16 protein-coding genes are annotated in these 16,846 nt (G+C 67.4%); 5 read left to right on the top strand and 11 right to left on the bottom strand.

What is annotated here, in order from left to right:
- Window positions 1-105 precede the first annotated feature (105 nt).
- From ACZ5PO_RS28410 to ACZ5PO_RS28400, 3 genes are all read left to right on the top strand, one after another.
- Window positions 106-1,992 (top strand): ABC transporter permease, encoded by a 1,887-nt coding sequence (locus tag ACZ5PO_RS28410; protein ID WP_464185533.1) that lies wholly within the window; start codon window positions 106-108, stop codon window positions 1,990-1,992.
- The gene (locus tag ACZ5PO_RS28405) at window positions 1,989-2,807 is read left to right on the top strand and encodes an ABC transporter ATP-binding protein (protein WP_464185532.1); all 819 of its coding nucleotides are present in this window, start codon (window positions 1,989-1,991) and stop codon (window positions 2,805-2,807) included. The genes ACZ5PO_RS28410 and ACZ5PO_RS28405 overlap by 4 nt, the downstream gene beginning before the upstream one ends.
- Window positions 2,808-2,876: 69 nt before the next feature.
- Window positions 2,877-3,605, top strand: coding sequence for an ABC transporter ATP-binding protein (locus ACZ5PO_RS28400; protein WP_464185530.1), 729 nt, complete (start codon window positions 2,877-2,879; stop codon window positions 3,603-3,605).
- A 107-nt stretch (window positions 3,606-3,712) separates the two neighbouring features.
- Here ACZ5PO_RS28400 and ACZ5PO_RS28395 read toward each other — a convergent pair whose 3' ends face one another.
- The 10 genes from ACZ5PO_RS28395 to ACZ5PO_RS28350 all read right to left on the bottom strand — a co-directional run bounded on the left by ACZ5PO_RS28395 (window position 3,713) and on the right by ACZ5PO_RS28350 (window position 13,280).
- Window positions 3,713-4,804: a Zn-dependent alcohol dehydrogenase gene (locus tag ACZ5PO_RS28395; protein ID WP_464185528.1), complete on the bottom strand. Its 1,092-nt coding sequence runs from the start codon at window positions 4,802-4,804 to the stop codon at window positions 3,713-3,715.
- Between the two features lie 186 nt (window positions 4,805-4,990).
- Entirely contained in the window at window positions 4,991-5,740 is a 750-nt protein-coding gene (locus ACZ5PO_RS28390; RefSeq protein ID WP_464185527.1) for a potassium channel family protein, read from the bottom strand.
- 140 nt (window positions 5,741-5,880) lie between these two features.
- Window positions 5,881-6,177, bottom strand: a complete 297-nt coding sequence (locus ACZ5PO_RS28385; RefSeq protein WP_464185525.1) for a hypothetical protein — start codon at window positions 6,175-6,177, stop codon at window positions 5,881-5,883.
- Window positions 6,178-6,264: 87 nt separating this feature from the next.
- On the bottom strand, window positions 6,265-6,696 hold the full coding sequence (locus ACZ5PO_RS28380; protein WP_464185523.1) for a VOC family protein: 432 nt from the start codon (window positions 6,694-6,696) through the stop codon (window positions 6,265-6,267).
- The gene (locus tag ACZ5PO_RS28375; protein ID WP_464197080.1) at window positions 6,693-7,046 is read right to left on the bottom strand and encodes an SUF system Fe-S cluster assembly protein; all 354 of its coding nucleotides are present in this window, start codon (window positions 7,044-7,046) and stop codon (window positions 6,693-6,695) included. The genes ACZ5PO_RS28380 and ACZ5PO_RS28375 overlap by 4 nt, the downstream gene beginning before the upstream one ends.
- Before the next feature lie 64 nt (window positions 7,047-7,110).
- The gene (locus ACZ5PO_RS28370) at window positions 7,111-8,355 is read right to left on the bottom strand and encodes a cysteine desulfurase (protein ID WP_464185521.1); all 1,245 of its coding nucleotides are present in this window, start codon (window positions 8,353-8,355) and stop codon (window positions 7,111-7,113) included.
- Window positions 8,356-8,396: 41 nt separating this feature from the next.
- Window positions 8,397-9,713, bottom strand: a complete 1,317-nt coding sequence (gene sufD / locus ACZ5PO_RS28365) for a Fe-S cluster assembly protein SufD (RefSeq protein WP_464185519.1) — start codon at window positions 9,711-9,713, stop codon at window positions 8,397-8,399.
- Window positions 9,710-10,459: a Fe-S cluster assembly ATPase SufC gene (sufC, locus tag ACZ5PO_RS28360; protein WP_464185518.1), complete on the bottom strand. Its 750-nt coding sequence runs from the start codon at window positions 10,457-10,459 to the stop codon at window positions 9,710-9,712. The genes sufD and sufC overlap by 4 nt, the downstream gene beginning before the upstream one ends.
- A 109-nt stretch (window positions 10,460-10,568) precedes the next feature.
- Window positions 10,569-12,038, bottom strand: coding sequence for a Fe-S cluster assembly protein SufB (gene sufB / locus ACZ5PO_RS28355; RefSeq protein WP_464185517.1), 1,470 nt, complete (start codon window positions 12,036-12,038; stop codon window positions 10,569-10,571).
- Window positions 12,039-12,122: 84 nt separating this feature from the next.
- Window positions 12,123-13,280 carry a cysteine desulfurase family protein gene (locus ACZ5PO_RS28350; protein ID WP_464185515.1) on the bottom strand — a complete coding sequence of 386 codons (1,158 nt, stop codon included), beginning with the start codon at window positions 13,278-13,280 and terminating at the stop codon, window positions 12,123-12,125.
- Between the two features lie 215 nt (window positions 13,281-13,495).
- Here ACZ5PO_RS28350 and ACZ5PO_RS28345 point away from each other — a divergent pair, with 215 nt between their 5' ends.
- Window positions 13,496-14,158: an alpha/beta hydrolase gene (locus tag ACZ5PO_RS28345; protein WP_464185513.1), complete on the top strand. Its 663-nt coding sequence runs from the start codon at window positions 13,496-13,498 to the stop codon at window positions 14,156-14,158.
- Between the two features lie 185 nt (window positions 14,159-14,343).
- On the opposite strand, the gene ACZ5PO_RS28340 is transcribed toward ACZ5PO_RS28345, so the two are convergent.
- A complete protein-coding gene (locus ACZ5PO_RS28340; protein WP_464185512.1) occupies window positions 14,344-15,447 on the bottom strand; it encodes an anhydro-N-acetylmuramic acid kinase in 1,104 nt (367 codons plus the stop codon).
- A 74-nt stretch (window positions 15,448-15,521) separates the two neighbouring features.
- On the opposite strand from ACZ5PO_RS28340, the gene tyrS reads away from it, so the two are divergent.
- On the top strand, window positions 15,522-16,775 hold the full coding sequence (gene tyrS / locus ACZ5PO_RS28335; RefSeq protein ID WP_464185511.1) for a tyrosine--tRNA ligase: 1,254 nt from the start codon (window positions 15,522-15,524) through the stop codon (window positions 16,773-16,775).
- Window positions 16,776-16,846 lie beyond the last annotated feature (71 nt).

Raw genomic sequence — 16,846 nt, 5'->3', positions numbered from 1 at the left:
CCGTGCCGCCAGCGCGGCTGCCGGCTCGCGCTTGGCCGCCCCTCGTCGACCGGCCGTTCCTGCACATGCCCGCCGATCTCGGCCCCTAGTGGATAACACCCCGCGATGGACGCCTTCCTCTTTCAAGCGCTCAACGGTTTTGCGTCGGCGTCTGGTCTGTTCTTCGTCGGGGCAGGGCTGTCGCTCATCTTCGGCGTCTCACGGATCATCAACAACGCCCACGGCTCGTTCTACATGCTGGGGCTGTATATCGCCTGGTCGCTCTCCCACCATCTGGGCGGCGTGCTCGGATTCTGGGGCGGCATCGTGCTCGCCGCCGCCGCCGTGGCTGTTTTGGGCGCGCTGATCGAGATCGGGCTGCTGCGGCGCATCTACCATGTGCCCGAGCTGTTTCAGCTGCTCGCCACGTTCGGCCTCATGCTGGTCATCAACGATGTCGCCCTGTGGACCTGGGGCTCCGAGGACCTACTCGGCCCGCGCGCCCCGGGCCTGTCGGGCTTCGTCACCATCCTCGGCCGCCGCCTGCCGCAGTACGACCTCTTTCTCATCGCCATGGGCCCTGTCGTGCTCGCCGGGCTCTACCTCCTGCTGGCGCGCTCGCGCTTCGGCAGGCTGATCCGCGCGGCGACGCAGGATCGCGAGATGGTCGGAGCCCTCGGCGTCAATCAGGCGCTCCTGTTCACCACGGTGTTCGCGCTGGGCAGCTTTCTGGCCGGGCTCGGCGGCGCCATGCAGCTCGCCAGGGAGCCGGCGAACCTCTCCCTCGATCTCGCGGTCATCAGCGAGGCCTTCGTGGTGGTCGTCATCGGCGGCATGGGCTCGATCACCGGGGCGTTCGTGGCCGCCGTCATCATCGCCCAGATCAAGGCGCTGTGCATCGCCATCGGCGTCGCGCACATCGGCGACCTCGTCATCAACTTCTCCAAGCTGACACTCGTCGCGGAGTTCGTCGTCATGGCCGCGGTGCTCGTCGTTCGCCCCTACGGCCTGTTCGGCCGGCCGCAGGCAGCGGTCCGCAGCGGCAGCGAAGCGGCCGACGCGCCGCTGCGGCCGGCGACACGGCCCCTCATGATCGCCGCGGCGGCGCTGGTGCTCGCCTTGCTGTCCCTGCCGCTGTTCGAGAGCCGGCTTCCCTATGCCCTGATCCTCGGCACGGACGTCCTGATCGCGATCGTCTTCGCCACGTCGCTGCACTTCATCATGGGTCCCGGCGGCATGCACTCGTTCGGCCACGCCGCCTATTTCGGCCTGGGCGCCTATGGTGCGGCGCTCGCCGTCAAATGGTTCGCCCTGCCCATGGGGATGGCCCTGCTCTGCGCGCCCCTCGCGGCGCTGGCGGGGGCGCTGCTGTTCGGCTGGTTCGCCGTCCGCCTGTCCGGCATCTACCTGGCCATGCTGACACTGGCCTTCGCCCAGATCGTCTGGTCGATCGCCTTCCAGTGGGAAGACGTGACCGGCGGCTCCAACGGGCTGCTCGGCATCTGGCCGTCCTCGCCATTCGACAACCGCGTCGCCTTCTATCTGCTGACCCTTGCGGTCGCGATCGTCGCCGTCGTCTTCCTGCGTCGGGTTCTGTTCGCGCCGTTCGGCTACGCCATGCGCGCCGGGCGCGACTCGCCCCTGCGCGCCGGTGCCATCGGCATCGACGTCAAGCGCATGCAATGGCTCGGCTTCGCCCTGAGCGGCCTCGTCTGCGGCGTGGCCGGCGGCCTGTTCGCCTTTGCCAAGGGCTCGATCTCGCCCGAGACCATCGGCGTCGGACGGTCCATCGACGGCATGGTGATGGTGCTGCTCGGCGGCATTCAATCGCTGCTCGGGCCGATCGTCGGGGCAGGGGTGTACAGTCTGCTGCAGGACATGGTCATGCGCCAAACCGAGTATTGGCGCGCCCTGCTCGGCGGCCTGATCCTGCTCATCGTTCTGCTGTTCCCCGGCGGCATCGCCGGCGCGGCGGCCCGATGGATGCGCATGCCGGCGGGAGCGAGCCGATGACCGTGCTCGACATTCAGCATCTGACCAAGGCGTTCGGCGGTGTGCGCGCGGTCGACGACGTCAGCTTTTCGGTCGGGGCCGGTGAGTTTCTGGCTCTGATCGGACCCAACGGGGCAGGGAAGTCGACCTGCTTCAACATGATCAACGGGCAGCTCACCCCGAACTCCGGCGACATCAGGCTCATCGGAAACTCGATCGTCGGGCTTCCCCCTCGCGCCATCTTCCGCATGGGGGTCGGCCGGACGTTTCAGATCGCGGCGACGTTTGCGTCGATGACCGTGGTCGAGAACGTCCAGATGGGATTGATGTCCCATGCGTCCGAACTGTTCGGGCTATGGCGCCCGGCCCGCGCGATGCACCGCGAGCGGGCGCTGGAGCTGCTGGACCAGGTCGGCATGGCCGATGCGGCCGACCGCGCCTGCCGGGAACTCGCCTACGGCGACGTCAAGCGCGTCGAGCTCGCGATCGCGCTCGCCAACCAGCCGCGCCTGCTGCTGATGGACGAGCCGACCGCCGGCATGGCACCGCGCGAGCGCAATGACCTCATCGCCCTGGTCAAGCGCCTGGTGGTCGAGCGCCATATGGCGGTGCTGTTCACCGAGCACTCCATGGACGTCGTCTTTGCCCATGCCGACCGCGCCATCGTGCTGGCCCGGGGCAAGCTGATCGCCGACGGCGACATCGCCGCGATTCGCAACGATCCCCAGGTCCAGGAGGTCTATTTCGGGACCGGGAAGACGTTCACCCCTCGTGCCGTGAGCATGTCCGGCTCGGACGAGGTCGTCCGCTCCGATCGACATGCCCCGACGCCCTGAAGCCGGAGCGTAGTCCGGTCGGGTGATGCCGTCCGGGACGCGCCGATCGCCATCGAGCCATGAACGCCCATGCCCGCACCGATCCTCTCCGTCTCCGCTTTGAACGCCTGGTATGGGGGCGCGCGCATCCTGTACGACCTGGATTTCCATATCGGCCGCGGCGAGGTGGTGGCGCTCATGGGGCGCAACGGCGCCGGCAAATCGACGACGATGAAGGCGGTCATGGGTATGGTGCCGAAGAGGTCCGGCTCGGTCGTCTTCTGCGACCGGGAGGTGTCGAGGCTCGCCCCCTACGAGATCGCCCGCCTCGGCCTCGGCTTCGTGCCCGAGGATCGCCGCATCTTCACCGACCTGACCGTGCTGGAGAACCTCGACATCGGCCGTCAGCCGGTGCGAGCGGCCGCCGATGGGCAGCCGATGCAGGAATGGACGGCAGAGCGCCTGTTCCGCCTGTTTCCCAACCTCGGCGCCATGCCGAACCGTCCGGGTGGCCGCATGTCGGGCGGCGAGCAGCAAATGCTGACGGTGGCGCGCACGCTGATGGGCAACCCGCTGCTGGTGCTGCTGGACGAGCCGTCGGAGGGCATTGCCCCGGTGATCGTCGAGCAGATGGCGGACACCATCCTCGAGCTCAAGACGCAGGGCTTGTCGATCCTGCTGTCGGAGCAGAACCTCCATTTCGCCGAGCTGGTCTCGGACCGGGTCTATGTGCTCGAGAAGGGCCAGATCCGCTGGAACGGCACCATCGCCGAGCTCGCCGCCGACCGTGACGTGCAGCGGACCTATCTCACGCTCTAACGGCGCGGCGGTCCGGAGCCACCGTGGGGAGGGCAGGGCGAGCGGGGCTCCGCCCCGCCGCACGGGGCGTGAGCGGCCTGGAGCCCCCTCACCCGGAGCACGCAAAGTCAGGCGTCGAACATGATCACCGACCGCAGCACCTTGCCGGACTTCATATCGGCGAAGCCTTCGTTGATGTCGGCGAGCTTGATGCGGGCCGAGATCCACTGGTCGAGATGCAGGCGCCCCTTGAGGTAGTGGTCGATCAGGCGTGGCATATCGGTGCGGAACCGGTTGGAGCCCATGGCGGAGCCTTGAATCCGCTTCTCGCCGCGCAGGAACTCGAAGCCGTGCAGCTCGATGTTGGTGCCGAACGGGATCATGCCGATGATCGTCGCCGTGCCGGCCGGGCCCAGCATCTGGAACGACTGCTCGGCCGTCCGCTTGGACCCGACCGCCTCGAACGCGTGATGGACCTGTCCCTTGGTCAGCTCCTTCACCTGGGCGACCGGATCACCGTCGGTGGCGTTGACGGCATCGGTTGCGCCGAGGCTCTGCGCCAGCGACAGCTTCTGCGGATTGGTGTCGACGGCGATGATGCGGCCGGCCCCCGCAATCGCCGCTCCGTTAATGGCGGCCATGCCGATCCCGCCGCAACCGATCACGACGACCGTTTCGCCGGGCGCCACCCGCGCCGTGTTGAACACCGCCCCGGTGCCCGTGATGACGCCGCAGCCGATCAGCGCGGCCCGATCCAGCGGCATGTCCTCGCGGATCTTCACCACCGCGTTCTCGTGCACGAGCATCTGCTCGGCGAAGGAGGACATGTTGAGGAACTGGTGAACCGGGCCGCTTCGACCCCAGGTCAGGCGCTTGGACACGCCCGGCGGCAGCCTGACATCGGTGCCGGTGCAGATGGCGGGGCGGCCGGACGTGCATTGCTCGCAAGTGCCGCAGAAGACCGAGAGGCAGGTGATGACGTGGTCACCCTTGCGGACGTAGGTCACATCGGAGCCGACGTCCTCGACGATGCCGGCCGACTCGTGTCCCAGCACGGCCGGCAGCGGATGCGGATAGAGGCCCTCCATGAAGTGGAGGTCGGAGTGGCACAGGCCGGCGCATGACGTCCGGATCAGCACCTCGCGGGGGCCCGGCTTCTGCACCTGCACGTCTTCGATGACGAGCGGCCGATTGACCTCGTGCAGCACGGCTGCCTTCATGCTCGGATCCTCCCCAAAATATTGTCGTGCCTGCGCTGCGCGGCAGGCCGTCTTGCCTTGGTGAGCCTAGGCCGCGCTCCGGCAGCGCACAAGCCATTGGCTTAGCTCACTGTTTTAGGTTCCATAATATATATTATGCGAATTACGCCAGTGGGCTCCCCTGCCGCTGCAAGGCAAGGCGCCACGTCAGTTGATGGGCTCGTCGCTGCGCACTGGACGCACAGGGCTGGGCTTGACCGGCCGGCTGTCGCGGGCGGAGCCGATCAGTGCGTCAGGATCGTCGCTCGGTTCGCGGCCATAGAGCGCCACCAGCCGTGCGATGACGACGGCGTTGTAGAACATGCCGGTGACGGCCTCGAAGACGGCGATCATGCGCGTCAGCGGATGCACGGGCAGCACGTCGCCATAGCCAACCGTGGCCAGCGTTGCGAAGCTGAAATAGATGAGCACGCCCACGTCATCCTGGCTTATGTCCGGATGCAAGGCGCCGGTCCCCAGGATCGACAGGCAGAGACCGTAGAGTTGCGACCAGAATATGCCGAGCATGAGGAAGCCGCTGAGCGCGCTCGCCAGGGTCGCGAGGTCGGCAGCTCGTGCCCGCAGCAGGTCGTTCGCCAGCCGGATGAAGATGCCGCCGGTCAGGATTGCGAAGACCAGTTGGGACGCCGCAGCTCCGATGTAGGAGCCGAGCTCCAGGAGGCGCAGCAGAAACCAGAGCCCGGCGACGGCGACGATGGCCAGGAACCGCCATCCCGACAACGACAGGCTCATCGACGCCGCGACGACGGCAACGGCGAGCAACAGGATCTCGGCCATCGCGACGCTTTCGCGACGGACGGCGAAGGGCGACAGCAGGATCAGGACCGTGCTCGCGCCGAGAAAGGCGAATGCGTGGTTACGGCGCAGCCAGTGGGCAAAGGAGATTGCAATCGACACGGGGCGGCCTCCCCGGCGACCGGCACGGCAGCTGGCGCCGATCGCAAAGCGCTTCAGATGCAGAGAGTTCGAGCATGTCCAGCCGATCAGATGTGGGCATCTGATCGGGACATGCTCTTAGCGGCCAAGCTTGTTGCGGGTCAGCCGCGCGAGCCGCTGAACGGCCAGCTGCCGACGAAGCCGGCGGAGACCGTGCCGGCGATCGCATCACCGTCCACGTTGCCCTTGAACTCGAGCGTCAGCGGCATCGGGTTGACGATCTTGATCTTCCAGCTCGCCTCGTCGCCGGCAACCTCGCCGTCGAAGATCTCGGTCGAGTCGCCCTCGGCCGATTGGCTGCCGGAGAGCGCGCCGCCCTGGCTCGTCAGCGTGACCGACGAGGTGCGCTCCCCCATGGGGGTCTGCATGGTGATGTTCCAGGTTCCGTCCACAGCCATCGAAAGCTCCCTTGGATCTGGCCGGTTCCGACCCGGCGCTCCCTAGGTAAAGCTTCTCGGTGAGAATGGAAACGGAGCGGGCACCGATCAGCCGCCCGGAATGTTCCAGAGTCCAGGCGTCGCCAGCTCCAGCAGATGGCCGTCCGGGTCGCGGAAATAGATGCTGCGGCCGCCGCGCGGCCAGTCGGTGCGGCCTTCGATCTCGACGCCGTGGCCCGCGAGCACCCTCTCCCATTCCGCCAGATCGCCGGCCGCGATCGAGAAGGCTACATGCAGCGGCCCGTGGCCGTCATGGGGCGGAATGGTGCCGCCCGGCAGATGCACGGTCTCCAGCGTGGCGCCGCGATGGAACAGCAGCAGCACGGTGGCATCGCCGACCGCGTAGGCGCGAAAGCGCTGGTCGGCCACCAGCCGCCTCAGGCCAAGCACATCCTCATAGAACCGCTCGGCCCGTTCGAGGTCGTCGACGTAGAGGGCGGTTTCCAGGACGTGGCGAAGCGGCGGCGGCACGACGCTCACCACATATCAAGGGCGACGCGGGCTTCCTCCGACATGCGGCTCTGGTCCCACGGCGGGTCGAAGACCATGTTGACCTTGACCCCGGACGTGCCCGGCACGGCACCGACCGCGTTCTCGACCCAGATCGGCATCTCGCCCGCCACGGGGCAGGCCGGCGCGGTGAGGGTCATGTCGATGGTCACGTGCCGGTCGTCGCCGATCTCGACGCGGTAGATCAGGCCGAGCTCGTAGATGTCGGCCGGGATCTCCGGATCGTAGACGGTCTTGAGCGCAGCGACGATATCGTCCGTCAGCCGGTCGATCTCCTCGGGCGCCAGGGGCGACGACACGTCGGGCGCGTTCGGCTGCAGACTGCCGGCCGGTGCATGGTTGTTCACGGACTCTCTCCTCGGGGCGCCGGACCGTTGCGAAGCTTCAGGCAAACATCTGCTCCGCCTTGATCAGCGCCTCCGCCAATTTATCCACTTCCTCGATGGTGTTGTAGAGGCCGAACGAGGCACGGCAGGTCGACGTGGTGCCGAAGCGCTCCAGCAGCGGCATGGCGCAGTGGGTGCCGGCACGGACGGCGACACCGGCACGGTCGATGATCGTCGCCACGTCGTGGGCGTGGGCTCCCTTCATCTCGAAGGAGAGGATGGCGCCCTTGCCCTTGGCCCGGCCGATGATGCGGATCGAGTTCATGGCACCGAGCCGGGCGTGGGCGTACGCCGACAGTTGCTCCTCATGCGCCCGGATCGCCTCGCGGCCGAGGCTGTCCATGTAGCGCAGCGCAGCACCCAGCCCGACCGCTTGCACGATCGGCGGCGTGCCGGCCTCGAACCGGTGCGGCGGCGCGTTGTAGGTGACCCGATCCGTCGTCACCGTCTCGATCATCTCGCCGCCGCCGTTGAAGGGCGGCATGACCTCGAGCCAGCGCTTCTTGCCGTAGAGCACGCCGATTCCCGTCGGCCCGTACACCTTGTGCCCGGTGAAGACGTAGAAGTCGGCGTCGATGTCCTGCACGTCGGGCGCCAGGTGCACGGCGCCCTGGCTGCCGTCGACCAGCACCGGAATGCCGCGGGCGTGTGCGATGCGCACGATCTCCTTGACCGGCGAGACCGTGCCCAGCACGTTCGACATGTGCGAGATCGCCACGATCTTGGTGCGCTCGGTCAGCAGCGCCTCGAACGCGTCGATCAGCAGGTTGCCTTCGTCGTCCACCGGGATCCACTTCAGCACCGCGCCCTTGCGCTCGCGATGGAAGTGCCACGGCACGATGTTGGAGTGGTGCTCCATGATCGAGACGACGATCTCATCGCCCTCGCCGATCGCCATGCGCCCGAACGAGTCGGCCACCAGATTGATGGCCTCGGTGGCATTGCGCGTGAAGATGATCTCGTCGGTGGAGGCGGCGTTGAGGAAGGCGCGCACGGCCTCGCGGCCGTCCTCGTAGGCCTCGGTCGCGGCATTGGCCATGTAGTGCAGGCCGCGATGGACGTTGGAGTAGCCGGTCTCCATCGTCCGCACCATGGCATCGATGACGGCGCGCGGTTTCTGCGCCGACGCGGCGTTGTCAAGGTAGACGAGGGGCTTGCCGTAGACGGTCTGCGCCAGGATGGGGAAATCGCGGCGCACGGCCTCGACGTCGTAGGTAGGCGGTATGCGGCTCAATTCATTCATGGCTCAATGGAGCGGCTCGCGCCGCCCTCCCTGAGATCGGTTCAGTTGCGCTGCCGCAACCACGCCCCGGCGATGGCCGCCAGCGCCTCACGCACATCGTCGCGCACCACGAGCTCCAGCGGCTCGCCCAGGAACGCTTCGACCATCAGCGCTTCCGCCTCCGGGCGCGGCAGGCCGCGCGCCATCAGGTAGAAGAGCAGGTCGTCGTCGAGCGCGCCGCAGGTGGCGCCATGGGCGCATTGAACGTCGTCGGCAAAGATTTCCAGCTCGGGCTTGTTGTTCATGGTGCCGCCCTCGGAGAGCAGCAGCGCCGCCGACATCATGCGCCCGTCGGACTTCTGAGCATGCGGCCGCACGATGATCTTGCCCTGAAAGACGCCGACCGCCTCATCGTCGATGACGGTCTTGAACAACTCACGGCTGTTGCAGCGCGGCACCGCATGGTCGAGCAGCAGGGTGGTGTCGGCGTGCTGGCGGCCGCGGATCATGGTGGCGCCGCCGAGCCCGATGGTGGTGTCCTCGCCGGCGCAGCCGAGGAAGATCTGGTGCCGCGCCACGCTCGCTCCCTTGGTCAGTGCGAACGACTTGAAATCCGCGCCGGCACCGAGCGCCACGGTCAGGGTCGAGACGGCGAGCGCCCCCTGCCCTTCGTCGTTGACGCGCACGTGCGAGACGCGCGCCGCGTCACCGGCCACCATCTCGACCACGCTGTTGACCTGGTAATTGAGCCCATCCGGCCCTTCGTGCGTTTCGACGAGGTCCAGCTCGGCCCCGTCGTCCACGACGACGAGCAGGCGCGGCGAGGTGGCGAACGGTTGCGCGGCGCCGTTGAGGAAGCGCAGATGCAGGCAGGCGGCGCCTGCATCCCGCCGCACATGGATGATGGCGCCGTCGGCCATGAACGCCGTGTTGAGCGCCAACGCCGTGTTGCCGCGGGCGATCTCCAGGCCTGCCATCCGGGCCGTCAGTGGATGGCCGCTGGCCAGCGCCTCCGCCAGCGGCGCGATCTCGACGCCGGGCAGATCGGGTGCCGCGACGAGATGGCCGTTGAGGAAGGTCAGATGCGGGATGGCGAGCTCGCCGAGGAGCGGTGCACGCTCGAGCAGGCGCGTTGCCGCCTCCCCCTCGGGCTTCAGCGCCAACGGCAGCGCGTCGCGCATGAAGGCGCGCAGGTCGGTGTACTTCCACTCCTCGACGCGCCGGTGCGGCAACCCCGTAGCGGTAAAGAGGGCGAAAGCCTCGTCGCGAAGCCGGTCCACGGCGCCGGCGCCCGGCAGCACCGGGCGCACGTGCGAGAACCGCTCGATCAGCTCCGTTTCGGCTGCGGTTCGGATGATGCTGAGCTCGGCGGTCATCATGCGGCCTGCTGACGGTAGTCGGCGTAGCCGTTCGCCTCGAGCTCGAGCGCGAGCTCCTTGCCGCCGGAGCGCACCACGCGGCCGTTCGCCATCACGTGCACGGTGTCGGGCACGATGTAGTCGAGCAGGCGCTGGTAGTGCGTGATCACCAGCGACGAGCGGTCCGGCGAGCGCAGCGCGTTGACGCCGTCGGCGACGATCTTGAGCGCATCGATGTCGAGGCCGGAATCGGTCTCGTCGAGGATGCACAGGCTGGGCTCCAGCAGCGCCATCTGCAGGATCTCCATGCGCTTTTTCTCGCCGCCCGAGAAGCCGACGTTGAGCGGCCGCTTCAGCATCTCGGGATCGATGGCGAGCTTCTGCGCCGCCGCCTTGACCCGGCGCATCAGGTCGGGCGTCGTGAGCTCGCCCTCGCCCCTGGCCTTGCGTTGGGCATTGAGCGCGGCCTTGAGGAAGGTCATGGTGCCGACCCCCGGGATCTCCAGGGGATACTGGAAGGCAAGGAACACGCCCTTGGCCGCCCGTTCGAACGGCTCCAGCTCCAGGATGCTCTCGCCGTTGAGCAGGATCTCGCCGTCGACGACCGTGTAGTCGGCCTTGCCGGCGATCACGTAGGACAGCGTCGATTTTCCCGAGCCGTTGGGGCCCATGATGGCGGCCACCTCGCCGGTGTTCACCGTGAGGTCGAGGCCGTTGAGGATGCGCTTGTCCTCGATGTCGACGACGAGGTTTCTGATTTCGAGCATGATCGGATCCGGTTGTTCGCCATCCCGCTCTCGGCGCATCGGGCTGCTGCCGCGGGACGGTTTGTCGTTGTGATGGCGCGGTGGCAGGCGGCGCACGGCCGCCGATGGCTCAGCCGACGCTGCCTTCGAGCGAGATCGAGATCAGTTTCTGCGCCTCGACCGCGAACTCCATAGGCAGCTGCTGCAGCACGTCCTTGACGAAGCCGTTGACGATCAGTGCCACCGCCTCCTCGGAGGAGAGCCCACGCTGCAGGCAGTAGAACATCTGGTCGTCGGAGATCTTCGACGTCGTCGCCTCGTGCTCGAAGACCGCCGAGGCGTTCTTCGATTCGATGTAGGGAACCGTGTGGGCCCCGCAGCCATCGCCGATGAGCAGGGAGTCGCAATTGGTGAAGTTGCGTGCGCCCGACGCCTTGCGGTGGGCCGAGACCAGGCCGCGGTAGGTGTTGTCCGAGCGGCCGGCGGCGATGCCCTTGGAGATGATGCGGCTCGACGTGTTCTTGCCGAGATGGATCATCTTGGTGCCGCTGTCGACCTGCTGGCGGCCGTTGGAGATGGCGATCGAGTAGAACTCGCCGCTGCTGCCGTCGCCGCGCAGGATGCAGGACGGGTATTTCCAGGTGATGGCCGAGCCGGTTTCCACCTGCGTCCAGGAGATCTTCGCGCGCGCGCCGCGGCAGTCGCCGCGCTTGGTGACGAAGTTGTAGATGCCGCCCCTGCCCTCGGCGTCGCCCGGGTACCAGTTCTGGACGGTCGAGTATTTGATCTCGGCGTCCTCGAGCGCGATCAGCTCGACCACGGCCGCATGCAGCTGGTTCTCGTCCCGCTGGGGCGCCGTGCAGCCTTCCAGGTAGCTGACGTAGGAGCCCTTGTCGGCGATGATCAGGGTGCGCTCGAACTGGCCGGTGTTGCGCTCGTTGATGCGGAAATAGGTGGACAGCTCCATCGGGCAGCGCACGCCCGGCGGCACGTAGACGAACGAGCCGTCGGTGAACACCGCCGAGTTCAGGGTGGCGAAGAAATTGTCGCTGACCGGAACGACCGACCCCAGGTACTTCTTCACCAGCTCCGGATGCTCGCGGATCGCCTCGGAGATCGGGCAGAAGATGACGCCGGCCTTGGCCAGCTCCGCCTTGAACGTGGTCGCCACGGAGACCGAATCGAACACGGCGTCGACGGCGACGCGCGACGTCTTGACGCCCGCCAGGATCTCCTGCTCGCGCAGCGGAATGCCGAGCTTCTCGTAGGTCTTGAGGATCTCCGGATCGACATCGTCGATGGTCTCGGGCCCGGCGAGCCGCTTGGGCGCCGCATAGTAATAGGCGTCCTGATAGTCGATCGCGGGATAGTCGACCCGCGCCCATTTGGGCTCGCGCATGGTCAGCCAGCGCCGATAGGCGTCGAGGCGCCAGTCGGTCATCCAGGCAGGCTCGCCCTTCTTGCCGGAAATGAAGCGGACGATCTCTTCCGACAGGCCCTTGGGAGCCTTGTCCGTCTCGATGATCGTCTCGAAACCGTACTTGTACTGATCGACGTCGATCGCTTTGACGCGCTCGACCGTTTCCTGCACAGCAGGCATTCGTCCCTCCTCTCACGGCTTCAAGGGCCGTGGATCGGTATCGGTAGGCGACGGTCCACTGAGCCCGCCGCCGAACGCACGGGCTCAGGCGGCGCGACGCACCCCTGCCCGTCTATGTAAGGTTTCCAACGCCTTTTCGAAGACCTGGCCGAAGCGTACGACGTCCGCCGCGCTCGACTGCCAGCCCAGGCTCGCCCTGAGCGCCCCTCCCGCAAGCTCCTTGCCGATGCCCATTGCCTCGAGCACGTGGGAGCGCTTGATCTTGCCGGACGAGCACGCCGATCCGGAGGACAGAGCGATACCCGCTCTGTCGAAGTGCATCAACAGCGTTTCCGCCGTCAGGCCAGGCACCGCGAAGGCGCTGGTGTTGGCCACGCGGTCCGCCCGCTCGCCGAAGATCACGGCGTCAGGCGCGACGCGCCTGACCTCGTCCTCGAGCTGGCCACGCAGAGCGGCGAGCCGTGGCTGCTCGGCTGCGAGCTCCGCCGCGGCGGCGGTTGCGGCGACGCCTAAGCCCACGATACCCGGCACGTTCTGAGTGCCGCCCCGATGGCCGCGCTCCTGGCCGCCGCCGCGCAGCAGGCCGTGCGCCAGCCGCACGTGGTCGCCGGCGAGCACGATGGCGCCCACGCCCTGGGGACCGCCGAGCTTGTGAGCCGACAGGAACAGCGCGTCGGCGCCCAATTCGGCCATGGCGAGCCCGACCTTGCCGGCGCCCTGCACCGCATCGGTGACGACGAGGCCGCCGCGGGCATGCACGAACTCGGCCGCGGCCTTGATCGGCTGCATCACGCCGGTCTCGTTGTTGACCACCTGCAGCGCGACGAGAGCCGGCCCTTCGTTCGCCAGCGCGGCATCGAGCCATGCCAGATCGGCGAGCCCGTCGGCGTCCACCGGGATATGTCGCGCAGCCGGCCCGAAGCCGTGCCCTTCGCGCACGCAGGCATGCTCGCTGGCGAGCAGCAACAAGCGATCCAGCTCGGGGCCGAACGCGCCGGGCGCGAGCAGGGTGTTGGCCGCCTCGGTGCCGCCGCTGGTGAAGATCACATCCTGGGGCCGTGCGCCGACCAGGGCCGCCACCGCCTCGCGTGCCGTCTCGATCAGTGCGCGGGCGGCGCGGCCTTCGCTGTGCACGGACGATGGGTTGCCGCCCCGGGCCAGGGCCTCCGCCATCGCCGTGATGACCGCCGGGCGCACGACGGATGTCGCGTTGTAGTCCAGATATGTGCGCTCGTCCGCCATAGGCGCTGTCAACCTGCTCGCACGCAAACCTTGCAATTGCCCCCTCTGGCCGTGCTAAACAGCATGCGACTTGCGGGCCAAGAGCCCGTCAACCCTACGATTTAATGCGCTTAGAACGGTTCTAAGCCCTATTTGACGTCCGAACAGGACCCGAGTCAAGGCACCCTCGAGGCCGGCCCGGGTCCGTGGGCGCGTCGCACCAGCAAGGCTCCAGGATGCCCGAAGTCATTTTCACCGGTCCCGCAGGACGTATCGAGGGACGCTACCATCCGTCCAAACGCAAGGGTGCACCCATCGCGGTCATCCTTCATCCGCACCCGCAGTTCGGCGGGACGATGAACAACCAGATCGTCTATAACCTCTATTACGCCTACGTGAACCGCGGCTTTTCGGTGCTGCGCTTCAATTTCCGCGGCGTCGGGCGCAGCCAGGGCGCCTTCGACCACGGCGTCGGCGAACTGTCCGATGCCGCAGCCGCGCTCGATTGGGTGCAGTCGGTCAATCCCGAGGCGCGCACCTGCTGGATCGCAGGCATTTCGTTCGGCGCCTGGATCGGCATGCAGCTGTTGATGCGGCGGCCGGAGATCGAGGGCTTCGTCTCGATCGCCGCCATGGCGAATCGCTACGACTTCTCGTTCCTGGCGCCCTGCCCCTCGTCCGGCCTGTTCGTGCACGGCTCGGAAGACCGCGTCGCGCCGGTGAAGGACGTCGTCGCCGTCATCGAGAAGGTCAAGACCCAGAAGGGCATCCAGATCGAGCACGCAGTCGTCGAGGGCGCCAACCACTTCTTCGACGGTAAGGTCGACGACCTGATGGCGACGGTGAACGTCTACCTCGACCGGCGTCTCGGCCCGGTGGCGGCGGAGAGCGCGGCCTAAGCAGAAATTCGGGGCCCGCCCGTTGGGCGGGCTCGGAAATTCTGCTTAGAGCGCTTCGCGATCGGGTGGACTCACCCAATCGCAAAAGAAGCGCTCCTGATTTAAAAGTTATGAGCATTTCTGCTCCATGGGATGATTCCATCCAATGGCGAAATGCTCCAGGCCGCGCTCCCGGGCGGCGCGCGTCAAGGCCTCGCCAGCACGCCGCCCAGCGTCGGCTCCTTCACGCCGGTCGTGGTGGGAAACGTCAGCGGCAGCCCCTCCAGGCACCGCACCGCCAGGAAGCCGAAGGCCTGCGCCTCCAGGAAGGCTGCCGACCAGCCGAGCCCGTCGGCGGTGATCATGTCGGCGCGCAGGTGATAGCTCAGCAGGCGCAACAGCTCGCCGTTCTTGGTGCCGCCCCCGGCCACGACCCAGCGCAGCGGCGTCTCTGGCGCGAAGTCGAGCGCCCGCGCAACCGAGCGCGCGGTGAACGCCGTCAGCGTCGCAGCACCGTTCTCGACCGACAGGTGTCCCACCATGCGATGCGAGAACCAGTTGCGATCGAGCGACTTGGGCGGCAGACGCTGGAAGAACGGATGAACCAGCAGCCAGGCGAGCAGCGGCTCGTCCGGCCGCCCGCGGGCCGCGGTGCGGCCTCCGTCGTCGAGCGGATGGCCGGTACGGTCGCGCATCCAATCGTCGATCAGCGCGTTGCCCGGCCCGGTGTCGAAGGCGAGCAGCGATCCGTCGGCCCCGATGAAGGTGACGTTGGCGACGCCGCCCAGGTTCAGGATGGCGATGGGCAGCTCGAGCCCGGCGTGCAGGGCAAGCGCGCCGTGGAACGGCGGCACCATGGGCGCGCCCTGCCCGCCGGCGTCCATGTCGGCGCCGCGCATGTCGTAGACCACCGGGATCCCCAGCCGACGCGCCAGGGCGTTGCCGTCGCCGAGCTGCACCGTGATGCGCAGCTCGGGCCGGTGCAGCACCGTCTGGCCGTGGAAGCCGACGACGTCGATGCTGTCGCGGGAGAGGCCGTGGTCGGTCAGGAACGCCTCCACCGCCTCCGCATGGGTCGCAGTGATCAGGGCTTCCGCCTGGGACAGGTTGCCCGGCCGCTCGGTGCGCGTCGCGAGCTGGGCCGCATCGACGATCGCCTGGCGGAGGACGTCGCGCTCCTCGTCACCGTAGGCCCGGTAGCCGGTCGGCCCGAGCGAGGTGATGGTGCGGCCGTCGGTTTCGATCAGGGCGACGTCGATACCGTCGAGCGACGTGCCGCTCATGAGACCGATAGCCCGCTTCACGCCCATTGTGAATCCTCCGTGATCTGACCGGTCAAAGCTGTTACACGGCGTCGATTAAGAGCAAGTACAACGAGCGATCCATGCATGCGCCCCAATCCGACTTTCTCCGCGTTCTGACCGAGCGCGGCTTCATCCACCAGTGCTCCGACGTCGCGGGGCTCGACGCCCAGGCACGCGCTGGCCAGCTCACCGCCTACGTGGGGTATGATTGCACCGGTCCGTCGCTGCACGTCGGCCATCTCATGTCGATCATGATGCTGTACTGGCTCCAGCAGACCGGACATCGCCCGATCACGCTGATGGGCGGCGGCACCACGCGCGTCGGTGATCCCTCCGGCAAGGACGAGAGCCGCAAAATGCTCTCGCTCGCCCAGATCGAGGACAACAAGCAGAGCCTGCGCACGGTGTTCTCGCGCCTTGTCGACTACGGCGCGCCGAAGGGGGCTGCCGTCATGGCCGACAACGCGGAGTGGTTGGCACCGCTCAACTACATCGAGTTCCTGCGTGATGTGGGCCGGCACTTCTCGGTCAATCGCATGCTCAGCTTCGACAGCGTCAAGACGCGACTCGAGCGGGAGCACGAGCTGTCGTTCCTCGAGTTCAATTACATGATCCTGCAGGCCTACGACTTCGTCGAGCTGCACAAGCGCTACGGCTGCGTGCTGCAGATGGGCGGCTCGGACCAGTGGGGCAACATCATCAACGGCATCGATCTGGGCCGCCGCATGGGCACCCCGCAGCTCTACGCGCTCACCTGCCCCCTGATCACCACCGCGTCGGGGGCGAAGATGGGCAAGACCGCGGCGGGCGCCGTCTGGCTCAAGGACGAGATGCTGAGTCCCTACGAATACTGGCAGTTCTGGCGCAACACCGAAGACGACGACGTCGAGCGCTTTCTCAAGCTCTTCACCACCCTGCCGCTGCCCGAGATCGCCCGCCTCGCCGCCCTCGCCGGCAGCGAGCTCAACGAGGCCAAGAAGGTGCTGGCCACGGAAGCGACCACCCTGCTGCACGGGCGCGAGATGGCCGCCGAAGCGGCCGAGACCGCACGCCGTACCTTCGAGGAAGGAGCACTGGCCGAGAACCTGCCGACCGTGTCGCTGCCCGTCCGCGATCTGGAGAACGGTCTGGGGGTGCTCATCGCCACCCGCGCGGTCGGGCTCGTCGCCTCCAACAGCGAGGCGCGCCGGCTGATCAAGGGCGGTGGGCTGAAGGTCAACGATATCACCGTGACCGACGAGCGGGCCGTGCTCGGCACCAAGGACAGGACGGTGGAGGGCGTGATCAAGCTGTCGCTCGGCCGCAAGAAGCACGTCCTGCTCAAGTTCAAGTAGCACCCGCGGCGACCGCGTTGTCCGATCGGGTGGCAGCGCCCGATCGGACGAGGGCGGCTCTCGGGCTTGTC

The organism is Chelatococcus sp. KU-N122 (assembly GCF_055391085.1).
The sequence above is the reverse complement of the archived record's forward strand: the minus strand, read 5'-3'. Positions and strand labels throughout refer to the sequence as shown.